At 45.5% G+C, this 16,142-nt stretch carries 11 protein-coding genes; 7 read left to right on the plus strand and 4 right to left on the minus strand.

Going from position 1 to position 16,142, the window contains the following annotated elements:
• The first annotated feature begins 102 nt into the window (after positions 1–102).
• On the plus strand, positions 103–192 hold the full coding sequence (locus ACJV7B_RS05120; protein WP_004268639.1) for a 30S ribosomal protein bS22: 90 nt from the start codon (positions 103–105) through the stop codon (positions 190–192).
• A gap of 555 nt (positions 193–747) precedes the next feature.
• Here the strand turns inward: ACJV7B_RS05120 and rpiA are convergent.
• The 4 genes from rpiA to ACJV7B_RS05140 all read right to left on the minus strand — a co-directional run bounded on the left by rpiA (position 748) and on the right by ACJV7B_RS05140 (position 5,806).
• A complete protein-coding gene (rpiA, locus tag ACJV7B_RS05125) occupies positions 748–1,446 on the minus strand; it encodes a ribose-5-phosphate isomerase RpiA (RefSeq protein WP_004105437.1) in 699 nt (232 codons plus the stop codon).
• Positions 1,447–1,834: 388 nt separating this feature from the next.
• Positions 1,835–2,872, minus strand: coding sequence for a ribonuclease H family protein (locus tag ACJV7B_RS05130; protein WP_410314572.1), 1,038 nt, complete (start codon positions 2,870–2,872; stop codon positions 1,835–1,837).
• Between the two features lie 100 nt (positions 2,873–2,972).
• Entirely contained in the window at positions 2,973–4,646 is a 1,674-nt protein-coding gene (gene pgm / locus ACJV7B_RS05135) for a phosphoglucomutase (alpha-D-glucose-1,6-bisphosphate-dependent) (RefSeq protein WP_419389115.1), read from the minus strand.
• Between the two features lie 35 nt (positions 4,647–4,681).
• Positions 4,682–5,806: a diacylglycerol/lipid kinase family protein gene (locus tag ACJV7B_RS05140; protein ID WP_419389116.1), complete on the minus strand. Its 1,125-nt coding sequence runs from the start codon at positions 5,804–5,806 to the stop codon at positions 4,682–4,684.
• 112 nt (positions 5,807–5,918) lie between these two features.
• Here ACJV7B_RS05140 and ACJV7B_RS05145 point away from each other — a divergent pair, with 112 nt between their 5' ends.
• The 6 genes from ACJV7B_RS05145 to ACJV7B_RS05170 all read left to right on the plus strand — a co-directional run bounded on the left by ACJV7B_RS05145 (position 5,919) and on the right by ACJV7B_RS05170 (position 16,113).
• Positions 5,919–6,878, plus strand: coding sequence for an alpha/beta fold hydrolase (locus ACJV7B_RS05145; protein WP_419389117.1), 960 nt, complete (start codon positions 5,919–5,921; stop codon positions 6,876–6,878).
• Positions 6,879–6,949: 71 nt separating this feature from the next.
• Positions 6,950–8,794, plus strand: coding sequence for a L,D-transpeptidase (locus tag ACJV7B_RS05150; RefSeq protein ID WP_419389118.1), 1,845 nt, complete (start codon positions 6,950–6,952; stop codon positions 8,792–8,794).
• Between the two features lie 10 nt (positions 8,795–8,804).
• A complete protein-coding gene (locus tag ACJV7B_RS05155) occupies positions 8,805–10,265 on the plus strand; it encodes an App1 family protein (RefSeq protein ID WP_419389127.1) in 1,461 nt (486 codons plus the stop codon).
• Positions 10,266–10,275: 10 nt separating this feature from the next.
• On the plus strand, positions 10,276–12,852 hold the full coding sequence (locus tag ACJV7B_RS05160; RefSeq protein WP_419389119.1) for a S9 family peptidase: 2,577 nt from the start codon (positions 10,276–10,278) through the stop codon (positions 12,850–12,852).
• Between the two features lie 171 nt (positions 12,853–13,023).
• On the plus strand, positions 13,024–13,749 hold the full coding sequence (locus tag ACJV7B_RS05165) for a Crp/Fnr family transcriptional regulator (protein ID WP_116794305.1): 726 nt from the start codon (positions 13,024–13,026) through the stop codon (positions 13,747–13,749).
• 36 nt (positions 13,750–13,785) lie between these two features.
• Complete coding sequence (locus ACJV7B_RS05170) at positions 13,786–16,113, plus strand: transglycosylase domain-containing protein (protein ID WP_308581679.1); 2,328 nt, start codon at positions 13,786–13,788, stop codon at positions 16,111–16,113.
• The last annotated feature ends 29 nt before the right edge of the window (positions 16,114–16,142 follow it).

The following is a 16,142-nucleotide window of genomic DNA, read 5'->3' on the forward strand; positions in this document are numbered from 1 at the left end:
TTCTTCAAAAAGCACTGTTCTTTGTGACGGTACTGTCCAAAGTCGTCAAAACGGTGTAACATTAGGCAAGTTGCACACTTTAGATAGGAATGGAGGCTTCAGATGGGTTCTGTCATCAAGAAGCGCCGCAAGCGGATGAGCAAGAAGAAGCACCGCAAACTGCTGCGTAAGACTCGTCACCAGCGCAAGTAATTATGCTTATGCGTTGATGCGTGTCTGAACGTTTAGGCACGTAAATACTTTTTATAAAGCGTCGGTTTTTCCCGGCGCTTTTTTATTTATTTATATATTTCGCGGATTGTCTTGCAAATATTCGTGTGGTGAGATTTGAGATTTTTCGCACTGAGAAGACGATAAAAATAGATAGTTGCACCTACCCGCAGCTTAATTGCGATACTTTAGTTGCAATTAGTAAACCACGCACTTTACGTAACTTTCTGCACGAGTCTATGAGTTTTGTGTTGACGGTTAGTGTGTTGAGAGGCTGGAAAAATTGTGTTCAGCAATAAAAGAGGACTGAGGAAGCAACATTGTTAAAAATAGGCGAACACGGCAAAATACTTTAACAGTTAAAGCGACGAAGGACGGGGCTTGCGCAAACACAAATTTTCCAGCCTCGTCAAGAACCGAAGAACAAGAATACCAGTCAAAACTCATAGACGAAACGCAAGAATATCGCAAATAAAAACTCACAGTAATAAAAAAGTAGAGCCCGCGTTTGCGGACTCTACTTTGCGCTTAGTTTTGTTACTTATTTGGGTTTGTAAGTGTGCGAGGACCGTTTGGGTCGCCAACAATCACGGTGTCAACCATGTTCAAGAACAAGCCGTGTTCTACGACGCCGACGGTTTCAATCAAATCTTTAGCCAACTCCTGTGGATGCTCAATGCGCTCCATGTGCAAATCAACCACGAAGTTGTTCTCGTCGGTGCGCACTTCCTTGCCGTCCGCATCAAGACGCAAAACTGGCTTATATCCGCGCTTTTCGAACTTACGAATCACCTGTGCGGAACCAAACGGAATCACCTCAACTGGAAGTGGGAACTTGCCAATTGTGTCAACTACCTTGCTTGCGTCCACAATCCACACAATGCGGTCTGAGTTAATGGCCACAATCTTTTCCCAAAGAAGTGCCGCGCCGCCGCCTTTAATGCCGTTGAAGTTCTTATCGACTTCGTCGGAGCCGTCGATTGTAACGTCAATGTGGTCTACTTCGTTAATGTCGAGAATTTTAATGCCGTAGCCTTCTGCCTGCTCTTGAGTACGGCGTGAAGTGGTGACTCCCGTGAAGCTCAAGCCTTCTTCTTTAACTCTGCGGCCAAGCTCATCTACCAAAAAGCGCACGGTGGAGCCGGTGCCGAGGCCAACCATCATGCCATTTTTCACAATCTTTGCGGCTTCAATGCCGGCTGCTTTTTTAAGCGCGTCTTGTTGTGCTTTATCCATTATTCCTGCTTTCTTATGTTTTGTTATTCCCGAGTTCGTCGATGAACTTCCATCGCATTTGCGGGAGAGGCGTTTTACGCTTTATGCTGTTGCGCTTTTATGCGTGCCTCATTTTCGTACATTTCCATATTAGTCTGCGTGCAGATTTTTTGAATTGAATGAAGGACGCTCGCGCGCTCCAAATGTGAGATAGATTCCTCGCGTTTGGAGCGCCAGATACACAGAAACCCTCCAAATGTGAGAGAAGTTGCGCGCGTTTGGAGCGTTACGCAACGAATAGCCCTCCAAATGCGGGGAAAGTTGCGCGCGTTTGGAGCGTTACGCAACGAATAGCCCTCCAAATGCGGGGAAAGTTGCGCGCGTTTGGAGCGCCACATTAAAAAATAACCTATGAAAGGTAGAAGGCGGTTGGAGCAAAGTGCAAAGTGCCGTCGGGTTCAACGTATCCGCTTACGTTAATTGTGCCGGAAATAAAACGCGCCTGGCCGTTAAAAGTTGGGCTTGTGTTTGGTGGAGGAGTAAACTGCAGAACGCCAGAAACGCTTAATCCTTTAACTGGCTGCGGCTTTATTTGCGCCTTGTTTTCGGGATTGTTTTCGGGCTTATTTTCGGGATTTACTTCTGACTTGTGCGCCTCGTTTGATTCGTTTATTTTGTGCGCCTCGTTTGTTTCACCTGCTTCGTTTGTTTCACCTGCTTCGTTTGATTTTTGCGTAGAATCTTGCATATTTTCGGCAATTTTAGACGCGTCTTGAGTTTTTGCTTCGTCGCAATCGTTGCTATTTTTTACGAAATCTGGGTTTGTGTCTTCTCCAACTGCGCGCCCAATATGGTATTCCTCGCAAGAAATCTTATTTTCCATTAGCGCTTTTGCGTCTTGCGGAACGTCAGTTCCACTTGCGTATGGTGAAGAAAGTAGCGACTTCCAGCCTTCTAAAGGCAAGTATCCGCTTTTCACGCCGCTTCGGCAATCTTCTGCGTATGTGCGCGCTAATGTATCAACTTTTTCGTTTCCAGCGTTTCCAGCATGCCCTTTAACCCACACGAATTTTACAGCACCTTCGCGCTTAGTAAGTTCCGCGTCGATTGCGCGAATCAAATCTGCGTTTTTTACAGGCTCGTTTTTGGAATTTTTCCAACCGTTCTTTTTCCAGCCGTGAATCCACGTAGTTGAGCAGTTGATTGCATATTGTGAATCAGTTTCGATTGTGAGCGGCTCGCTTCCTGGGTGCGCTCGCAAAGCTTCTAAAACAGCGCATAATTCGCCGATTTGATTCGTGCCATTAGTTGCGCCTCCAGCGTCCGCGTTACCAGTGTGATGGTGCTCGCTAGTGCTACCAGCCTCGAAGCTGTGATCTGCCCATGCCCAACCCATTGAACCATTCGGATTTCCTAATGCGGAACCGTCTGTAGAAACAACTATCATGGCAAACCTTTCAAAAATGCGCCGGCTGCAAATTGCAACCAGCGCAATTAGTGTATTTTTTATTTACGCAAGATTATTACGTTACGCAAAGTCTTGCAGACTATGCTAAAGCCTTGTCGACTACGGCAGTGGCTTCTTCAAGCACTTTGTCAAGTGCTTCTGGAGAAACGAAGGATTCTGCGTAAACCTTGTAAATGTTTTCGGTACCAGATGGGCGAGCAGCGAACCAGTTGTTCTTGGTAGTCACCTTCAAGCCGCCAATCTTTGCGCCGTTTCCAGGAGCTTCCGTAAGCTTTGCGGTAATATCTTCGCCAGCAAGCTTGGTTGCTTCAACATCGTCGCCGCTCAAAGCTGCGAACTTCTGCTTCTGTTCAAGCGTGGTTGGGGTATCAACGCGCTTATACCAGCTTTCGCCAAAGCGAGCAACCTGATCCTGGTGAAGCTGAGCTGGGTTCTTGCCAGTCTTTGCAGTAATTTCAGCTGCGAGCAAGTCTGGAATCAAACCATCCTTATCGGTGGTCCACACGCGACCGTCCTTGCGCAAGAAGCTCATTCCGGAGCTTTCCTCGCCGCCGAAAGCAACTTCGCCGCTAAAGAGTGGGTCAACAAACCACTTGAAGCCAACCGGTACTTCCACAAGCTTTGCGTTAATAGAAGCAGCCACGCGGTCAATCAAGGAAGAAGACACAAGCGTCTTTCCGATTGCAGTATTCTTTGGCCAATCTGGGCGAGCGCCGCCGAACAAGTACTCAACGCACACTGCAATGTAGTGGTTCGGGTTCATAACACCCCAGTTAGGGCACACAATACCGTGGCGGTCGGCGTCCGGATCTGTGCCGCCAACCAAATCGTACTTATCCCAAGCGCCAGCGTTAAGCTGATCAACTAAGCCCTTCATTGCGTAAGGGGAGCTTGGATCCATACGAATCTTGCCATCGTGGTCAATAGTCATGAATCGCCAAGTTGGGTCAACTTCTGGACGCACAACGCCAATGTTCAGGCCGTACTTTTCGTTCATAAGTGGCCAGTAGTTTACGCTTGCGCCGCCGAGTGGGTCAATTCCCAAACGCACGCCGCTGGAACGAATCACGTCGAAGTCGATTACGTTTGCCAAGTCGCTTACGTAATGTTCGCGGTAATCGAAGCCTTCAACCAAATCAGACTTGATTGCTTCCTCGAAAGGCACGCGCTTTACGGACTTGTAGTTGTCGAGTAATTCGTTTGCGCGATTTGCAATCGCATTAGTCACGTCTGCAGGTGCAGGGCCGCCGGTTACAGGATCGTACTTAAAACCGCCGTCGGTTGGAGGATTGTGCGAAGGGGTGACAACAATGCCATCAGCCAAGCCGTCTCCGCTAAAACGCTGAGTGCCGTCGGATGCGCGATTATGAGTCAAAATAGCCTGAGAAACAACAGGAGTTGGCACGAAGTCGCCGCGAGAATCCACGCGAACGTGAACGCCGTTAGCAACCAAAACCTCAATAGCGGTTTTTTGAGCAGGCTCAGAAAGAGCGTGCGTATCGCGACCAATATAAAGAGGGCCAGTTACGCCAGCGCTCTTGCGATATTCAGCAATAGCTTGCGTAATTGCCACAATATGAGCTTCGTTAAACGAAGTTTTCAAAGCAGAACCACGGTGACCGGACGTGCCGAAAATCACGCGCTGTTCTGGAATGTTGGAATTTGGAACTTCATCATAGTAAGCGCCAACCAAAGCGTCGACGTCGACTAGATCTTCTGGGGTGGCGGGCATTCCCGCATTTTTTGCTACCATAATTTTTTATTTTGCCACGGCGCTTGTATTTTATATTATTCACTCACAGTAACGCTGGTTTTTACGCTTGCTGGCACGCGCACGCACAGTGCTTGTTTGTCAACAGTGAAGCGCAAATGCTTTGTGTAACCCAAAATGTCGCCGTCCACCTGCACTGGCGCCGCTTTTTCCAACTGCACTTCCGCGCTAAATCCTTGCGTTTGGTCAATTCTGGAGCCTGCGGATAGCGACTCCTGCTGCAGGGCGTGACCGGTTACGGTTTGGTGTACTACTCCTCGGAATAAATTAGCCCAGCCGATTAATCCGCCCGAAGTGTCAATAATTTCAAAGTCGAGTACGCCGTCGTCGTAAGCGGCTTCTGGCATTAGCGAGAACATAGGAATTTGCCCGCAGTTTCCTGCCATAAGTGTTCGGAAGGTGAGTCCTTTTAGCACGCTTTCGTCGCCGTTTGATCTTTGTAAGGTTACGGTTGCACGATACTTCGGCATAAACAAATGTTTAACTCCGGCCACAAAATAAGCAAGCCAACTAATATTTTTCTTTAGCTTCGGGTCTGTGTCGTCAATCATAAGCGCATCAAAGCCAATTCCGGCAATAATTAAAAACGCATGGCCGTGGTCCTCTTTCGGATTGTCCAGAATTGTTACTCGTCCAACATCAACCTGCCTAGATCCGTGCGAAGTAGCCACGCGCAATGCAGCTTCCACATCGTTTACAGGTATGCCCATGTTTCTTGCAAAAAGATTTCCGGTGCCAATAGGAATAATTCCCATAGCATGTCCTTTGCCGCTTACTGCGCTCGCAACTGTTCTAACTGTGCCGTCTCCGCCAACTGCCACAACAACGTTAGCTCCGTTGGAAAGTGCTTCTTGTGCGCATTCACGTCCGTCTTTGTCTAACTGCGTGTCGATTATTTCGTAAGTTAGTTTGCGCTTGTTGCAATAATTTTGAATACTTTCGCGGTAAGATTCTGCCTGCGGCTTTGAAGGATTTAGAATAAACGCGTAATGTACAGAGTCGCCGTGTCGTTTTGCGAGTTTTTTCGCTAAATGATGCCGTTTCATGGCGCGCGTAACAATCATGATGACGAATGGCGCAATAACTAGCGCAAAAACAATCACCATAAGTGCAATGGTTGCTTGGATAGGCATAATTGGCATACTCTCTATTCTTGCACATTATTTCTATTGCTACGATAAATTTTGCTTAATACTGTGAATATTTACGTTTTTTACACATTTGTTTATATGGCTAAGACTATTATTAGGCACTATGTGTGAAGCTTTTAACAACGCAAATAGTAAGTGCGATTCTTTTAAGGATTGCTCACTTTTTCAGTTGCACAATACGGTTTATAGAGATGTAAAAAATTCTGACGATTCAAACAATTCCAATATTGTTCCAATCGTTTTAATCCATGGTTTTCCGGTTGATCACCGCATGTGGGATGCTTGTGCAGATTCTTTGAACGCACAAATTGATGCCGCTCTTGAATCCGGATTGTTAAAGCATGACGTTCCTATTTTTGCTCCGGATATGGTCGGTGCCGGCTTGAGTGAGACTCCAAAAGCCGAGCGCTCTGAGTTTAACGAGGCTGATTACGCTCACGCTCTTGATGCTCTTAGTGCATCTTATGTAAAACTTATTAACGATTTGGGCTTTGAGCGCGCTGTATGGGTTGGTCTTTCGATGGGCGGCTATGTTGCTTTGGATGTTCAGCGTCTTCTTCCTAAAGCTGTTGCCGGCATTGCTTTATGCGATACTCGAGCCTGCGTTGATGCTCCTCAAGCACGCGCTAAGCGTCTTGAAATTGCAGACGTTTGTGAGCGCGACCAAACAGTTGAGCCTGTTATGCATTTTGCTCACGCAACCGAAAAAGATTCTACGGTTAAAAAGTCTCCTGAGTTTATTCAAACTTTTGAAAATTGGATTCATGACCAGAAGCCTGAAGGTTTGGCATGGCGTCAGCGCATGGCAGCCTGCCGTCCAGATATGGAAGACCAGCTGCCTTTGATTACAGCTCCGGCTGCGGTTATTAGCGGCACTTTGGATCCATCTAGTGCGCCTGAAATTATGCGTCCAATGGCTGACGCAATGAAATCTTCCTCGCACGTAGATTTTGTTGAGATTGAAGATTGTGGACATTTCAGCGCTACTGAGCATCCGTATGAGGTTGCTTCTGCCTTGGTTACTTTATTGTCTGCAGTGCAGCGTTTGCAGAGAAATCTGTAATTTCGTGCGTCGCTAGTGATAAACTGTACAAGCGTGTTTTTGCGTACAATTATTGAGCAGAGGTTATTAATATGACTGATATGCAGCACAATCCTGAAGGCGAAAATTCCTTCGATCAAATGCCGGGTCATACGCCTGATGACGCGAGCGACGATACAGTTGCTTTTGCGCAAGTCGAGCAGAATCAGGTGGATAATCAATCTGCCGATAATGATGAAAAAACTCTTGCCGAAAATCTTGGTGAAGTTGCAGACGAGTACGAAGATCAGGATTCTTTCGACAGTGGTCTTTCTGTACAAGAAATACTTATTAACAATTCTGCTGATTCTACAGCAACAGACACTTTTAAGGCTGTAACGCCTGATTCTCAATCAGCGTCCGAAAATGGCGGAAGCAGAAATGGTAAAGATGGCAATCGAGGCGGTCGTGGTGCTAACGGAGCGAAGGCAGGCTCAGCTAATCACGGCAATCGTTCTGCGCTCGCATTGCTTTATTCTCTTCTAGTTTTTGTTATTTTGATAGCTGTAGCATTCTTTGCACTACAGTGGTATTTCCACGATCGCGTATCTCCAGGCGTTAATTTTGGTGATGTTTCTGTTGCTCGTAATCTTACGGGTTATAAAGAGGATTCCGTAAAGCGCGTTGTAAGTGATGCCGTGGATGCTTCTTCTTTGGTTATTAAGGACGACCGTGGAAACAGTATTACTGCAGATTTGGGTGAGCTTGGTGTAAAAATCAATCAGCCGAATACTGTGCGAGCAATTATGCAAGCTAAGCATGATAATTTATTCACTCGCATTATGCCTTGGATTCAGCAGTCTGTTAGTTTGCAAGCTAAGGTTGATCATTCTGCAATGGATTCGTATGTGCTTACTAGGTTTGTTCGTGAGCGTGATCGTGCCGTTCCTTACAGCGCAAAATTCGACAAGAATTCCGAGTCTTACGTTGTAGAAGATGGTATTCCTGGACGCACTATTGAAACTTTGTCCGTGCGCGAAGCTGTGAAAAAAATACTGGCTCATCCTGGTAAAAGCTTAAAAGTTTCAGTTACTTCTCGCAAAACGCAAGCTCCTATTAAGCGCGATGCTGCACAGAAACTTGTTGACGAATTAAATAAGTTGCTGTCGAAAAAAATTGCGTTTAATAATGGCGACGGAAAAGATTTTACTGTTCCTAAAACAGTTCTTGCTTCTTGGATTACTGTAAAAGCTGATACTACGCGTCGTAAGCTTTCTTACACTATTGATACAGATAAAGCAGACGAGTTCTTGTCTCAGGCACTTCCTAAAGAGCTTAATCAGCAGAAAGTTAATCAGGAAGACGCAATCAATAAAGACGGAAAGTTTATTTTCACAACCATGAAGGGTTCTAATGGTGTTGAAATCACTTATGCAAAATCAGCTGCAGAAAAAGCAGTCGATGCTTTGCGTAAGGGTAATGATTTTAAGCTGACTCTTCCTACGAAAATCACTAAGTTTACGGTTGAGAAAAAGCTTGTGGAAATGCGCATTGTTGTTGATAAGTCAACTCAGACTGCGTCTGTTTATAGAAACGACGAGCTTGTGAAGACTTTCCCTGTTTGCACCGGTAGAACTGGCGCGGATGATTCAACTCCTGGCACGTTCTTCATTTACTTGCGTTACGCTTCTCAGGATATGCGCGGTAGAAATGGCGATGGTTCTTCTTACTTCTCGCCTAATGTGCGCTGGGTTAGCTATTATCACGCTGGAGAAGGATTCCACACTGCTTCTTGGAATTATGATGGTATTGCTACTGGCGATGCTGCAAATCACGGTTCTCACGGATGCATCAACATGTACGAGCAGGATGCGCGCTGGATTTATGAGAATTGCCCGCGCGGCACGATTGTTCAGATTGTAGGAACTACTCCGGATGGTCCTGTGCGCGAGAAATGAGCGTATGAGCATGTATGATGAAGGTTCTGAGGATGAAACTAGCTCATTCGATGAGAATGTAGCTACTTCTGCAGCGCCATCAAAGCATGCTGTTGCGCAAAAACCGGAAGCGCTGTTAAAACCGGCTGTACAATCGAAACCGGCAGCACCTTCGTTATCTCGTCGAATTAGCAGCACCCCAATTCCTGTACATGTTACAGCTACACTTTTTGACGCACCGTCTGAAGACGAAAAAATCAGCAATAAACCTTGGTTTGTGCGCGTAGTAAGACGTGTTATTACGTCTTGTGTTGGAATATGGATGCGATTTGCTTCTCGCATTGCTCGCCGGTCAGGGTGGTATCCAAGCGTAGAGCCGTATATTGGCTATGGAACGCATCGCTATGCTCGCTTAATTTGCCGCACAGTGTATGCTCCAAAGCGCGGGCACCGTTCAGTGTTAAAGCGCGGTATTTACGCCATGCTTGTGATTCCAGCCGTACGTGTTCGTGTTGCTCTATCAATAGACAATATTCCTGTAGAAACCGCGCAAGTCGGTGATTCTGAAGTTTATGACAAGCCGGAAGAGGCTCGTGGCTGTAGTGCTGAATATTGTATTTCTGATCGTGCAGGCTACTTGGATTTGATTACAGAACGCGCGCTTTTGCCGGGTCGTCATGTTGTTTCTTACACGCTTGAAAATCGTGAGCCGGTTAAAGCAAGCTTGTTTGCTATTGATGACAACGTGCCAATCGGAATTATTTCCGACGTTGACGACACTATTATGGTCACTCAAGCGCCTTCTCCAATTCGTGCCGCGTACAATCTGCTTATTATGAATCCGGCGCATCGTTCGCCTGTTGCTGGAATGTCGGAGTTTTTCCAGTCGCTGTCTAATTTGCGTAACGATATTCCATTTTTCTATCTTTCTACTTCTCCTTGGAATGTTGAGGCTTCAATTCGTCACTTTATTGAGCGCGAAAAGTTTCCTGAAGGCCCTCTTTTGCTCCGCGATTTAGATCCGCGTCCTAAGACTTTTATTCCAAACGGTCCGCAGCATAAGTTGGAGTTTGCCACCCAGCTTATGGATGATTTTCCAGGTATGCGTTTTGTGCTTATTGGTGACGACGGCCAAAAAGATCCAAGCACTTATGCGAATATTATTCGTCAGCATCCTGGCCGAGTGCTCGCTGTTGGCATTCGTCAGCTTCATAAGCGGGATACTGTAGACAATTTTCGACGTAAATTATCGCGTGACTTTGCGGTTGCTCTTAGTGCTTCTCGTCGTGCTTATATTTTTGCAGATGAAAGTATTCCGGAAATTCCTGAAACGGAACTTGAAAAACTTGACGATAATCTAAATGTTGTAGAAGCAAAAGGTGCTGCTGGAACATTGCAAGGAGTTCCATTTTTTGCAGCGCCTACAGGTCAAGGATTGTCGGAAGTAATGCTTCCGTTTATAAAAGAGGCTATTAAAAGCAGAGTAAGGTAAAAAAATATTTATGAGTGAAAAGATTTGCGAAACAAGCTGTAAAACAACTTCCCAAACAGTCTTTGAAAAACCTGCAGAAGCTAAGCGAATACCCTCAAAGCGCGAATTTCATGGCGATACTTATGTTGACGACTACGCTTGGATGAAAAATCGTAGCAGCAGTGAGCTTCTTGAATATATAAATTCTCAAAATGCGTACACTGCTAAGCGCGTTAAGCATTTAGAAAACTTGCGTTCTACCTTATTTAATGAATTGCGCTCTAGAGTTCAAGAAACAGACATGTCTATTCCTGTGCGAATGAATAATTACTGGTATTACGTTCGTACGCAAGAAGGAAAACAGTACGCTATTCAATGTCGTATGAAAGTTAGCGATGAAGCTAATTGGAATCCGCCTACTATAGATGAGTCTGCTGATCCGGGCGCAACTGTAGGTGAAGAAATACTGTTTGATGCAAACAAAGAAGCAGAGCTTGCTGGAAGCAAATTCTTCCGGCTTGGAGGCATGGATTTAAGCTCCGACGGATCTCGCATGCTTTACGGAGTTGATACTCAAGGCGACGAACGTTTTAGCTATTTTATGCGCGATTTTTCTTCCAGCACATGTTCTTGGTCTCCTTTGGAAGAGTCTTGGGAGAATCTTTCTTCTGCTTCACTTTCTCCGGACGGAAAATGGGTGTTTTATGTAAAAATAGACAGCGCATGGCGTCCTTACCAGGTTTGGCGGCACCGCGTTGGAACACCAACAAGCAGCGATGTAAAAGTGTTTGAAGAAAAAGACGAGCGCTTTTTTGTTGACGTTTACGAAAGCTTTGACGAACGCTACATGATGATTAGTAGCAGCTCTAAAACAACCTCTCGTGTGCTTATGCTTCCGCTAAGTACGCCTGAAGGTGATTTTCGCATGGTGATTGAGCCGTCTGAAGGCGTTGAATACGACATTTCCTTCGCATGCTTTGAAGGTGCTGGTAAAAATGGTGAGGATATTCCGGTTGCTATTGTTTGCCACAATGCTAAAAATCCTAATTTTGAGATTGATGTTATTGATATGCGAAATCTTCCAAGCGCAGATTTGGACGCAGATTCGGACGCAGATACAAGCGCAGGTGCGAACGCAGTCTCATCTAAAATTGCGACTTATAAACTAGGCGATGGCGTTTGCGTTGCTTCCGGTTCTCCTTACGGCTGTGAAAATGGAGATTTGTGGGAAGATTCGGCCAGCAAAAAGCCTATTTGCCAGCCGTATAATTGCGAACAAAATCCTGAAATATTGCGAAACTCAGTCGGCTTAAGTATAAGCGGATTGTCAATGTATAAAAATTATGTTGCGTTGGCGTATCGCGCTCAAGGATTGCCGCATCTGGCTGTAGTCAGCAAAAAGCGCGCTGCAGAAGACTTTTTAAGCGGAAAGCCGTGGCGTTTTTACGAAGTTCAGCCGCAAATTGTTTTAGATCACGAATCTACTTGCGTTAATGTTCAAAACGTAAGTATTTCGCGTGTTAATAATCTGGAATCTTGTATAACTAATCAAGCTAAATCTTCTTCGCGCGAATGTCTTTGCAAAATATCTAAAGAAGAAATCAAAAATAATCGCTTGTTCAGCATTTCTATGACTGGGAATCCTTCTTATGAAGCTCCTCGCATGCGTTACGCTTTTGGAAGTTACGCAACTTTAGGTCAGCTTCGTGAGCTTGATCCTTCAAGCGGCGAAGACTTGTTACTTAAGCGCGGGAAGATTCTTGGCGAGTTTGACGAGCATAATTACGCCGAAAAACGCATATGGATTACTGCTAGGGATGGCGAGCGTGTGCCGGTGTCTATTGTTTGGCGTCCGGATAAAATTTCGCAAAACGAATCAATGTTTATTACAGGATACGGCGCGTACGAAGTAAGTTCTGACCCTAGTTTTTCCGTTGGACGCTTGAGTTTGCTAGATCGCGGAGTGCTGTATGCTCAAGTGCATGTGCGCGGCGGCGGTGAAATGGGTCGCGCGTGGTATGAGCAGGGTAGGCGCGTTAATAAAAAGCACACTTTTGAAGATTTTGTTGACGCAACGCGCGCATTGCAGAATGCTGGTTTTGCTTCTGCTTGCCATACTGTTGCAAATGGCGGTTCTGCAGGCGGCTTGCTTATGGGTTCTATAGCAAATATGGCTCCGGAATGTTATGCGGGAATTGAAGCGGATGTGCCGTTCGTTGACGCACTTACTTCTATGCTTGATTCTTCTTTGCCGCTTACTGTAACCGAGTGGGATGAGTGGGGAAATCCGCTTAATAATGCTGAAGATTACGCTTATATGAAGTCGTATACTCCTTACGAAAACGTGCCTTGTACTGGTAGTGAAGATGGGCGCAAAAAATTAGCTGATTTCCCGAAAATCTTAATCACATCGTCTATTCACGATACTCGCGTACTTGTTACTGAACCTATGAAATGGCTCGCAAAATTGCAGGCTTCTGGGGTGGATGCTATTGCGCGTGTTGAAACTGACGGCGGCCACGGCGGTACTTCGGGCAGGTATAGGCAGTGGCAGGAGCTTGCGTATGAAAACGCCTGGTGTCTTGGTGCTATGGGCATAAACGAATAGTCTAAAACGACCGAAACTACTCAGCTGTGTGCTGTTTATGTCGCCTACGTGCCAGCATCCGTGATATTATAATTCGAAGTGATGTTCGTTTACGCACATACGTTTACGTTCATCTGTATGCGTAGGTAACTCAAAGGCGATATATCTACTTTGCTTGAGAAGGGTAAAGCAATGGTGATAAGCAAAACTAGTGCAGTGATTACAAATAGTGATAGATTGTCGCTGCAGCATACTGCATTGTTTAAGCAAGTTCCTGCGGATCAAATGAAGGAACTTTTGGTGCATCTTCAGGAGTCGATTTTTAACAAAGGTGAGTCGATTTTTAATGAGGGAGATACCGATCACAGAATGTACCTTCTTGAGCGCGGTCGCGTAAAATTAGTGCGTCATTCTAATGATAATCGTGTGCAATTGCTTAGTATTCATACTTCTGGTGAAATTTTGGGCGAAATTCCTGTTTTTGACCCAAAGGGCGGTCCTCGTACCGCTTCAGCAATCACCATTACAAGCAAAACAAAAGTTTTGTGGCTTGAAAACGATATTTTATTCGCCTGGCTAAATAATCATCCTCGAGTTGCTGTAGATATGCTGCAAGTTTTGGCTGCGAGACTGAGGGCTAATAATGAGAGAATTTCAGATTTAGTTTTTATGGATGTTCCAGCTCGTTTGGCAAAAACTCTGTTGAATTTGGCATCTAGATTTGGCGAGCCAATGAGTGACGGTTTGCTTGTGCCGCATGATTTAACTCAGGAGGAATTAGCTCAGTTGGTTGGTTCTTCTAGGGAAACTGTGAACAAGGCGCTTATGGATTTTGCAAATCGCGGGTGGATTATGCGAAAAGGACGTTCGATTATTATTTATAAGCCGGGAATGTTAATTCGAAGAGCAGGACGCTGATTATTCAAGTAGAGGCAAACCTTTAGAATAGTACGCATGCCGAAAAAGAATTCACTTACTGCTCGCCGTGTGCTAGCGCTGTTTCTTACCTACATCACTTTGTGTGTTGCTGGTGGTGTTGCTGCAAGTATTATGTTCGTTCCTGGCGTTATGAGTGTGAATAGCGTGGTGAAAACAGTTGTTCCTTCACTTCGCGTTGATGGCATCGATTTTGACGTAACTGCTTTGCCGCAAAAATCGCGACTTTATGCAGCTGATGGCAAAACAATTATCGCAACATTTTACGCGCAAAATCGCACTGTTGTGCCACTTAGACGTATTTCGCAATATATGCAGCAGGCAATGGTTGCTCGTGAAGATAGGCGATTCTTTGAGCATTCTGGCGTTGATGTTCAAGGCGTTATGCGCGCGTTTGTGAAAACATTCGTTAAAAAGTCAGATATGCAAGGCGGCTCTTCTTTAACTCAGCAGTATGTGAAAAATGTGCTTATGATTAAAGCGCGCGAAAATAACGATCCTTTGGCGGAATATCACGCTTCTGAAGGTACGATTGCGCGTAAGCTTCGCGAAATGCTCATAGCAATTCAAATGGAAAAAAAGTATTCAAAACTTGAGATTTTGCAAGGCTATCTTAATATTGCGCAATTTGGTAGCAATAATATTTACGGTGTAGAAACTGCAGCCCACCGCTACTTTAATACGAGCGCGGCAAAGCTTAATCTTGTGCAGGCTGCAACTATTGCTGCAATCACAAAAAATCCTTCTCATTACGATCCGTCTATTGAAGAAAATCAGCCAGAAGCGCAAAAGCAGCGCAATATTGTGCTTGATTTAATGCTTCGTCAAGGTTTTATAAATAAGAAGGAGCATGATTCTGCCGTAGCAATCCCGCTAAAAAATACTCTTAATGTTCAGCGAGAAGTGTCTAAGATTGGTTGCCAGGCTGCAGGTGACGCTGCATTCTTCTGCGATTACGTAACAAAGAGAATTTTGCACTCTCGCGAATTTGGAAAGACGGCTGTTGCGCGAGAAAAGCTTCTTACTGAAGGTGGTCTCGATATTTACACCACTATGGATTTGCGTGCAAGTAAGGCCGCAATGAAAGCTGCTCGTGACACGATTCCAGTAAACGATAAAAGCGGTTTTGAAGTTTCGATTGCCGCTATTAAGCCTGGAACTGGTGAGGTTTTGGCCTTTGGTAGCAATCGTATTTATGACGCGTCCGACGCTGCTAGGTCTGATCCAACTCATACTGCTCTTAACTACGCTGTTGACGAGCGAGATGGCGGTGGTCTTGGCTGGCAGATTGGTTCTACTTGGAAGCCTATTAATATGGTTGCGTGGATGCTTGCTGGAAAGTCAATCAACCAGCCTCTTCGCACGACTATTCGATACAATAATTCTGATTTTAACTGCAATAAGTTCCGCGGAGTCGGCTCATGGTTTGTGCAAAACTCCGGCGGTGGCACTGTTAGCCCAGAAACGCCTTTGCAAGGTCTTGTTCGTTCTCACAACACTACGCAGGCGTCTATGGCTCAGCAAATTAAGCTGTGCTCTATTGCAGACGCGGCTAAAATTCTTGGATACCATAATTCGCCTCTTGGTCAGGAAAGTGTGTATTCTGCTAATTCTTTGAACCCGCCAATGACCATTGGTTCTGTGCAGGCTTCTCCTTTAACTGTTGCTAATGTGTATGCAACTTTGGGCGCGGATGGTGTTGCTTGCGATCCTATTGCTATTAAGCGAGTTATTGATAAGAACGGCAAGCGTCTAAGAGTTCCTAGTGCGCATTGCCATCAGGCTATTCCAAAGGGTATTGCACAAACTGCCGCATATGCACTTAATCAGGGTGTTGTTCAACCTGGTGGTGAGGCTTCAACAACTCAGCTTGACGGCGGACGTAAAACCTTCGCAAAAACTGGTACTAACGAACAGTACTACATGACCACAGCAGGATTTGTGCCGTATCAGGTGGCTTCGTTTGTGGCCGTCGGCAATGCCGAATCGCAAAAGAGCTTCAACGGCATGACTATTAACGGTCGCACAATGGCAGCTTGGTATGGTATGTATATTGCAACGCCTGCCTGGAAGCAGTTTATGAACGACTATTTGAAGGCTGCTAATATTCCTGTTGATAACGATTACGGAAAGCCTGATCCAAAGTACACTGCCGGAGCTTCCTCAACGCACGACTCGCTTTATAAGAAGCCTGCCCAAACTGAGCAGGAAAAGCGAGATGAAGACGCTCGTCGTCAGGCCGCTAGAGAACAGCAGGAAGAGGCTAATAATCAGCAGCAGACGCAGGATCAGTATGGAACTGCTCGTCGCGATGATTACAACACTTCCACAGGAGATGCGTATTAAGTTTTAGATGATTAAAACAGCGCAAGCGG

The organism is Gardnerella bretellae, from assembly GCF_048545135.1.
Classification (GTDB): domain Bacteria; phylum Actinomycetota; class Actinomycetes; order Actinomycetales; family Bifidobacteriaceae; genus Bifidobacterium; species Bifidobacterium greenwoodii.

What these genes read in the sequence shown, in the direction of transcription:
- ACJV7B_RS05120 (WP_004268639.1), top strand. Translation starts at nt 103, where the DNA reads ATGGGTTCTGTCATCAAGAAGCGCCGCAAGCGGATGAGCAAGAAGAAG.
- rpiA (WP_004105437.1), bottom strand. Translation starts at nt 1,446, where the DNA reads ATGGATAAAGCACAACAAGACGCGCTTAAAAAAGCAGCCGGCATTGAA.
- ACJV7B_RS05130 (WP_410314572.1), bottom strand. Translation starts at nt 2,872, where the DNA reads ATGATAGTTGTTTCTACAGACGGTTCCGCATTAGGAAATCCGAATGGT.
- pgm (WP_419389115.1), bottom strand. Translation starts at nt 4,646, where the DNA reads ATGGTAGCAAAAAATGCGGGAATGCCCGCCACCCCAGAAGATCTAGTC.
- ACJV7B_RS05140 (WP_419389116.1), bottom strand. Translation starts at nt 5,806, where the DNA reads ATGCCAATTATGCCTATCCAAGCAACCATTGCACTTATGGTGATTGTT.
- ACJV7B_RS05145 (WP_419389117.1), top strand. Translation starts at nt 5,919, where the DNA reads ATGTGTGAAGCTTTTAACAACGCAAATAGTAAGTGCGATTCTTTTAAG.
- ACJV7B_RS05150 (WP_419389118.1), top strand. Translation starts at nt 6,950, where the DNA reads ATGACTGATATGCAGCACAATCCTGAAGGCGAAAATTCCTTCGATCAA.
- ACJV7B_RS05155 (WP_419389127.1), top strand. Translation starts at nt 8,805, where the DNA reads ATGTATGATGAAGGTTCTGAGGATGAAACTAGCTCATTCGATGAGAAT.
- ACJV7B_RS05160 (WP_419389119.1), top strand. Translation starts at nt 10,276, where the DNA reads ATGAGTGAAAAGATTTGCGAAACAAGCTGTAAAACAACTTCCCAAACA.
- ACJV7B_RS05165 (WP_116794305.1), top strand. Translation starts at nt 13,024, where the DNA reads ATGGTGATAAGCAAAACTAGTGCAGTGATTACAAATAGTGATAGATTG.
- ACJV7B_RS05170 (WP_308581679.1), top strand. Translation starts at nt 13,786, where the DNA reads ATGCCGAAAAAGAATTCACTTACTGCTCGCCGTGTGCTAGCGCTGTTT.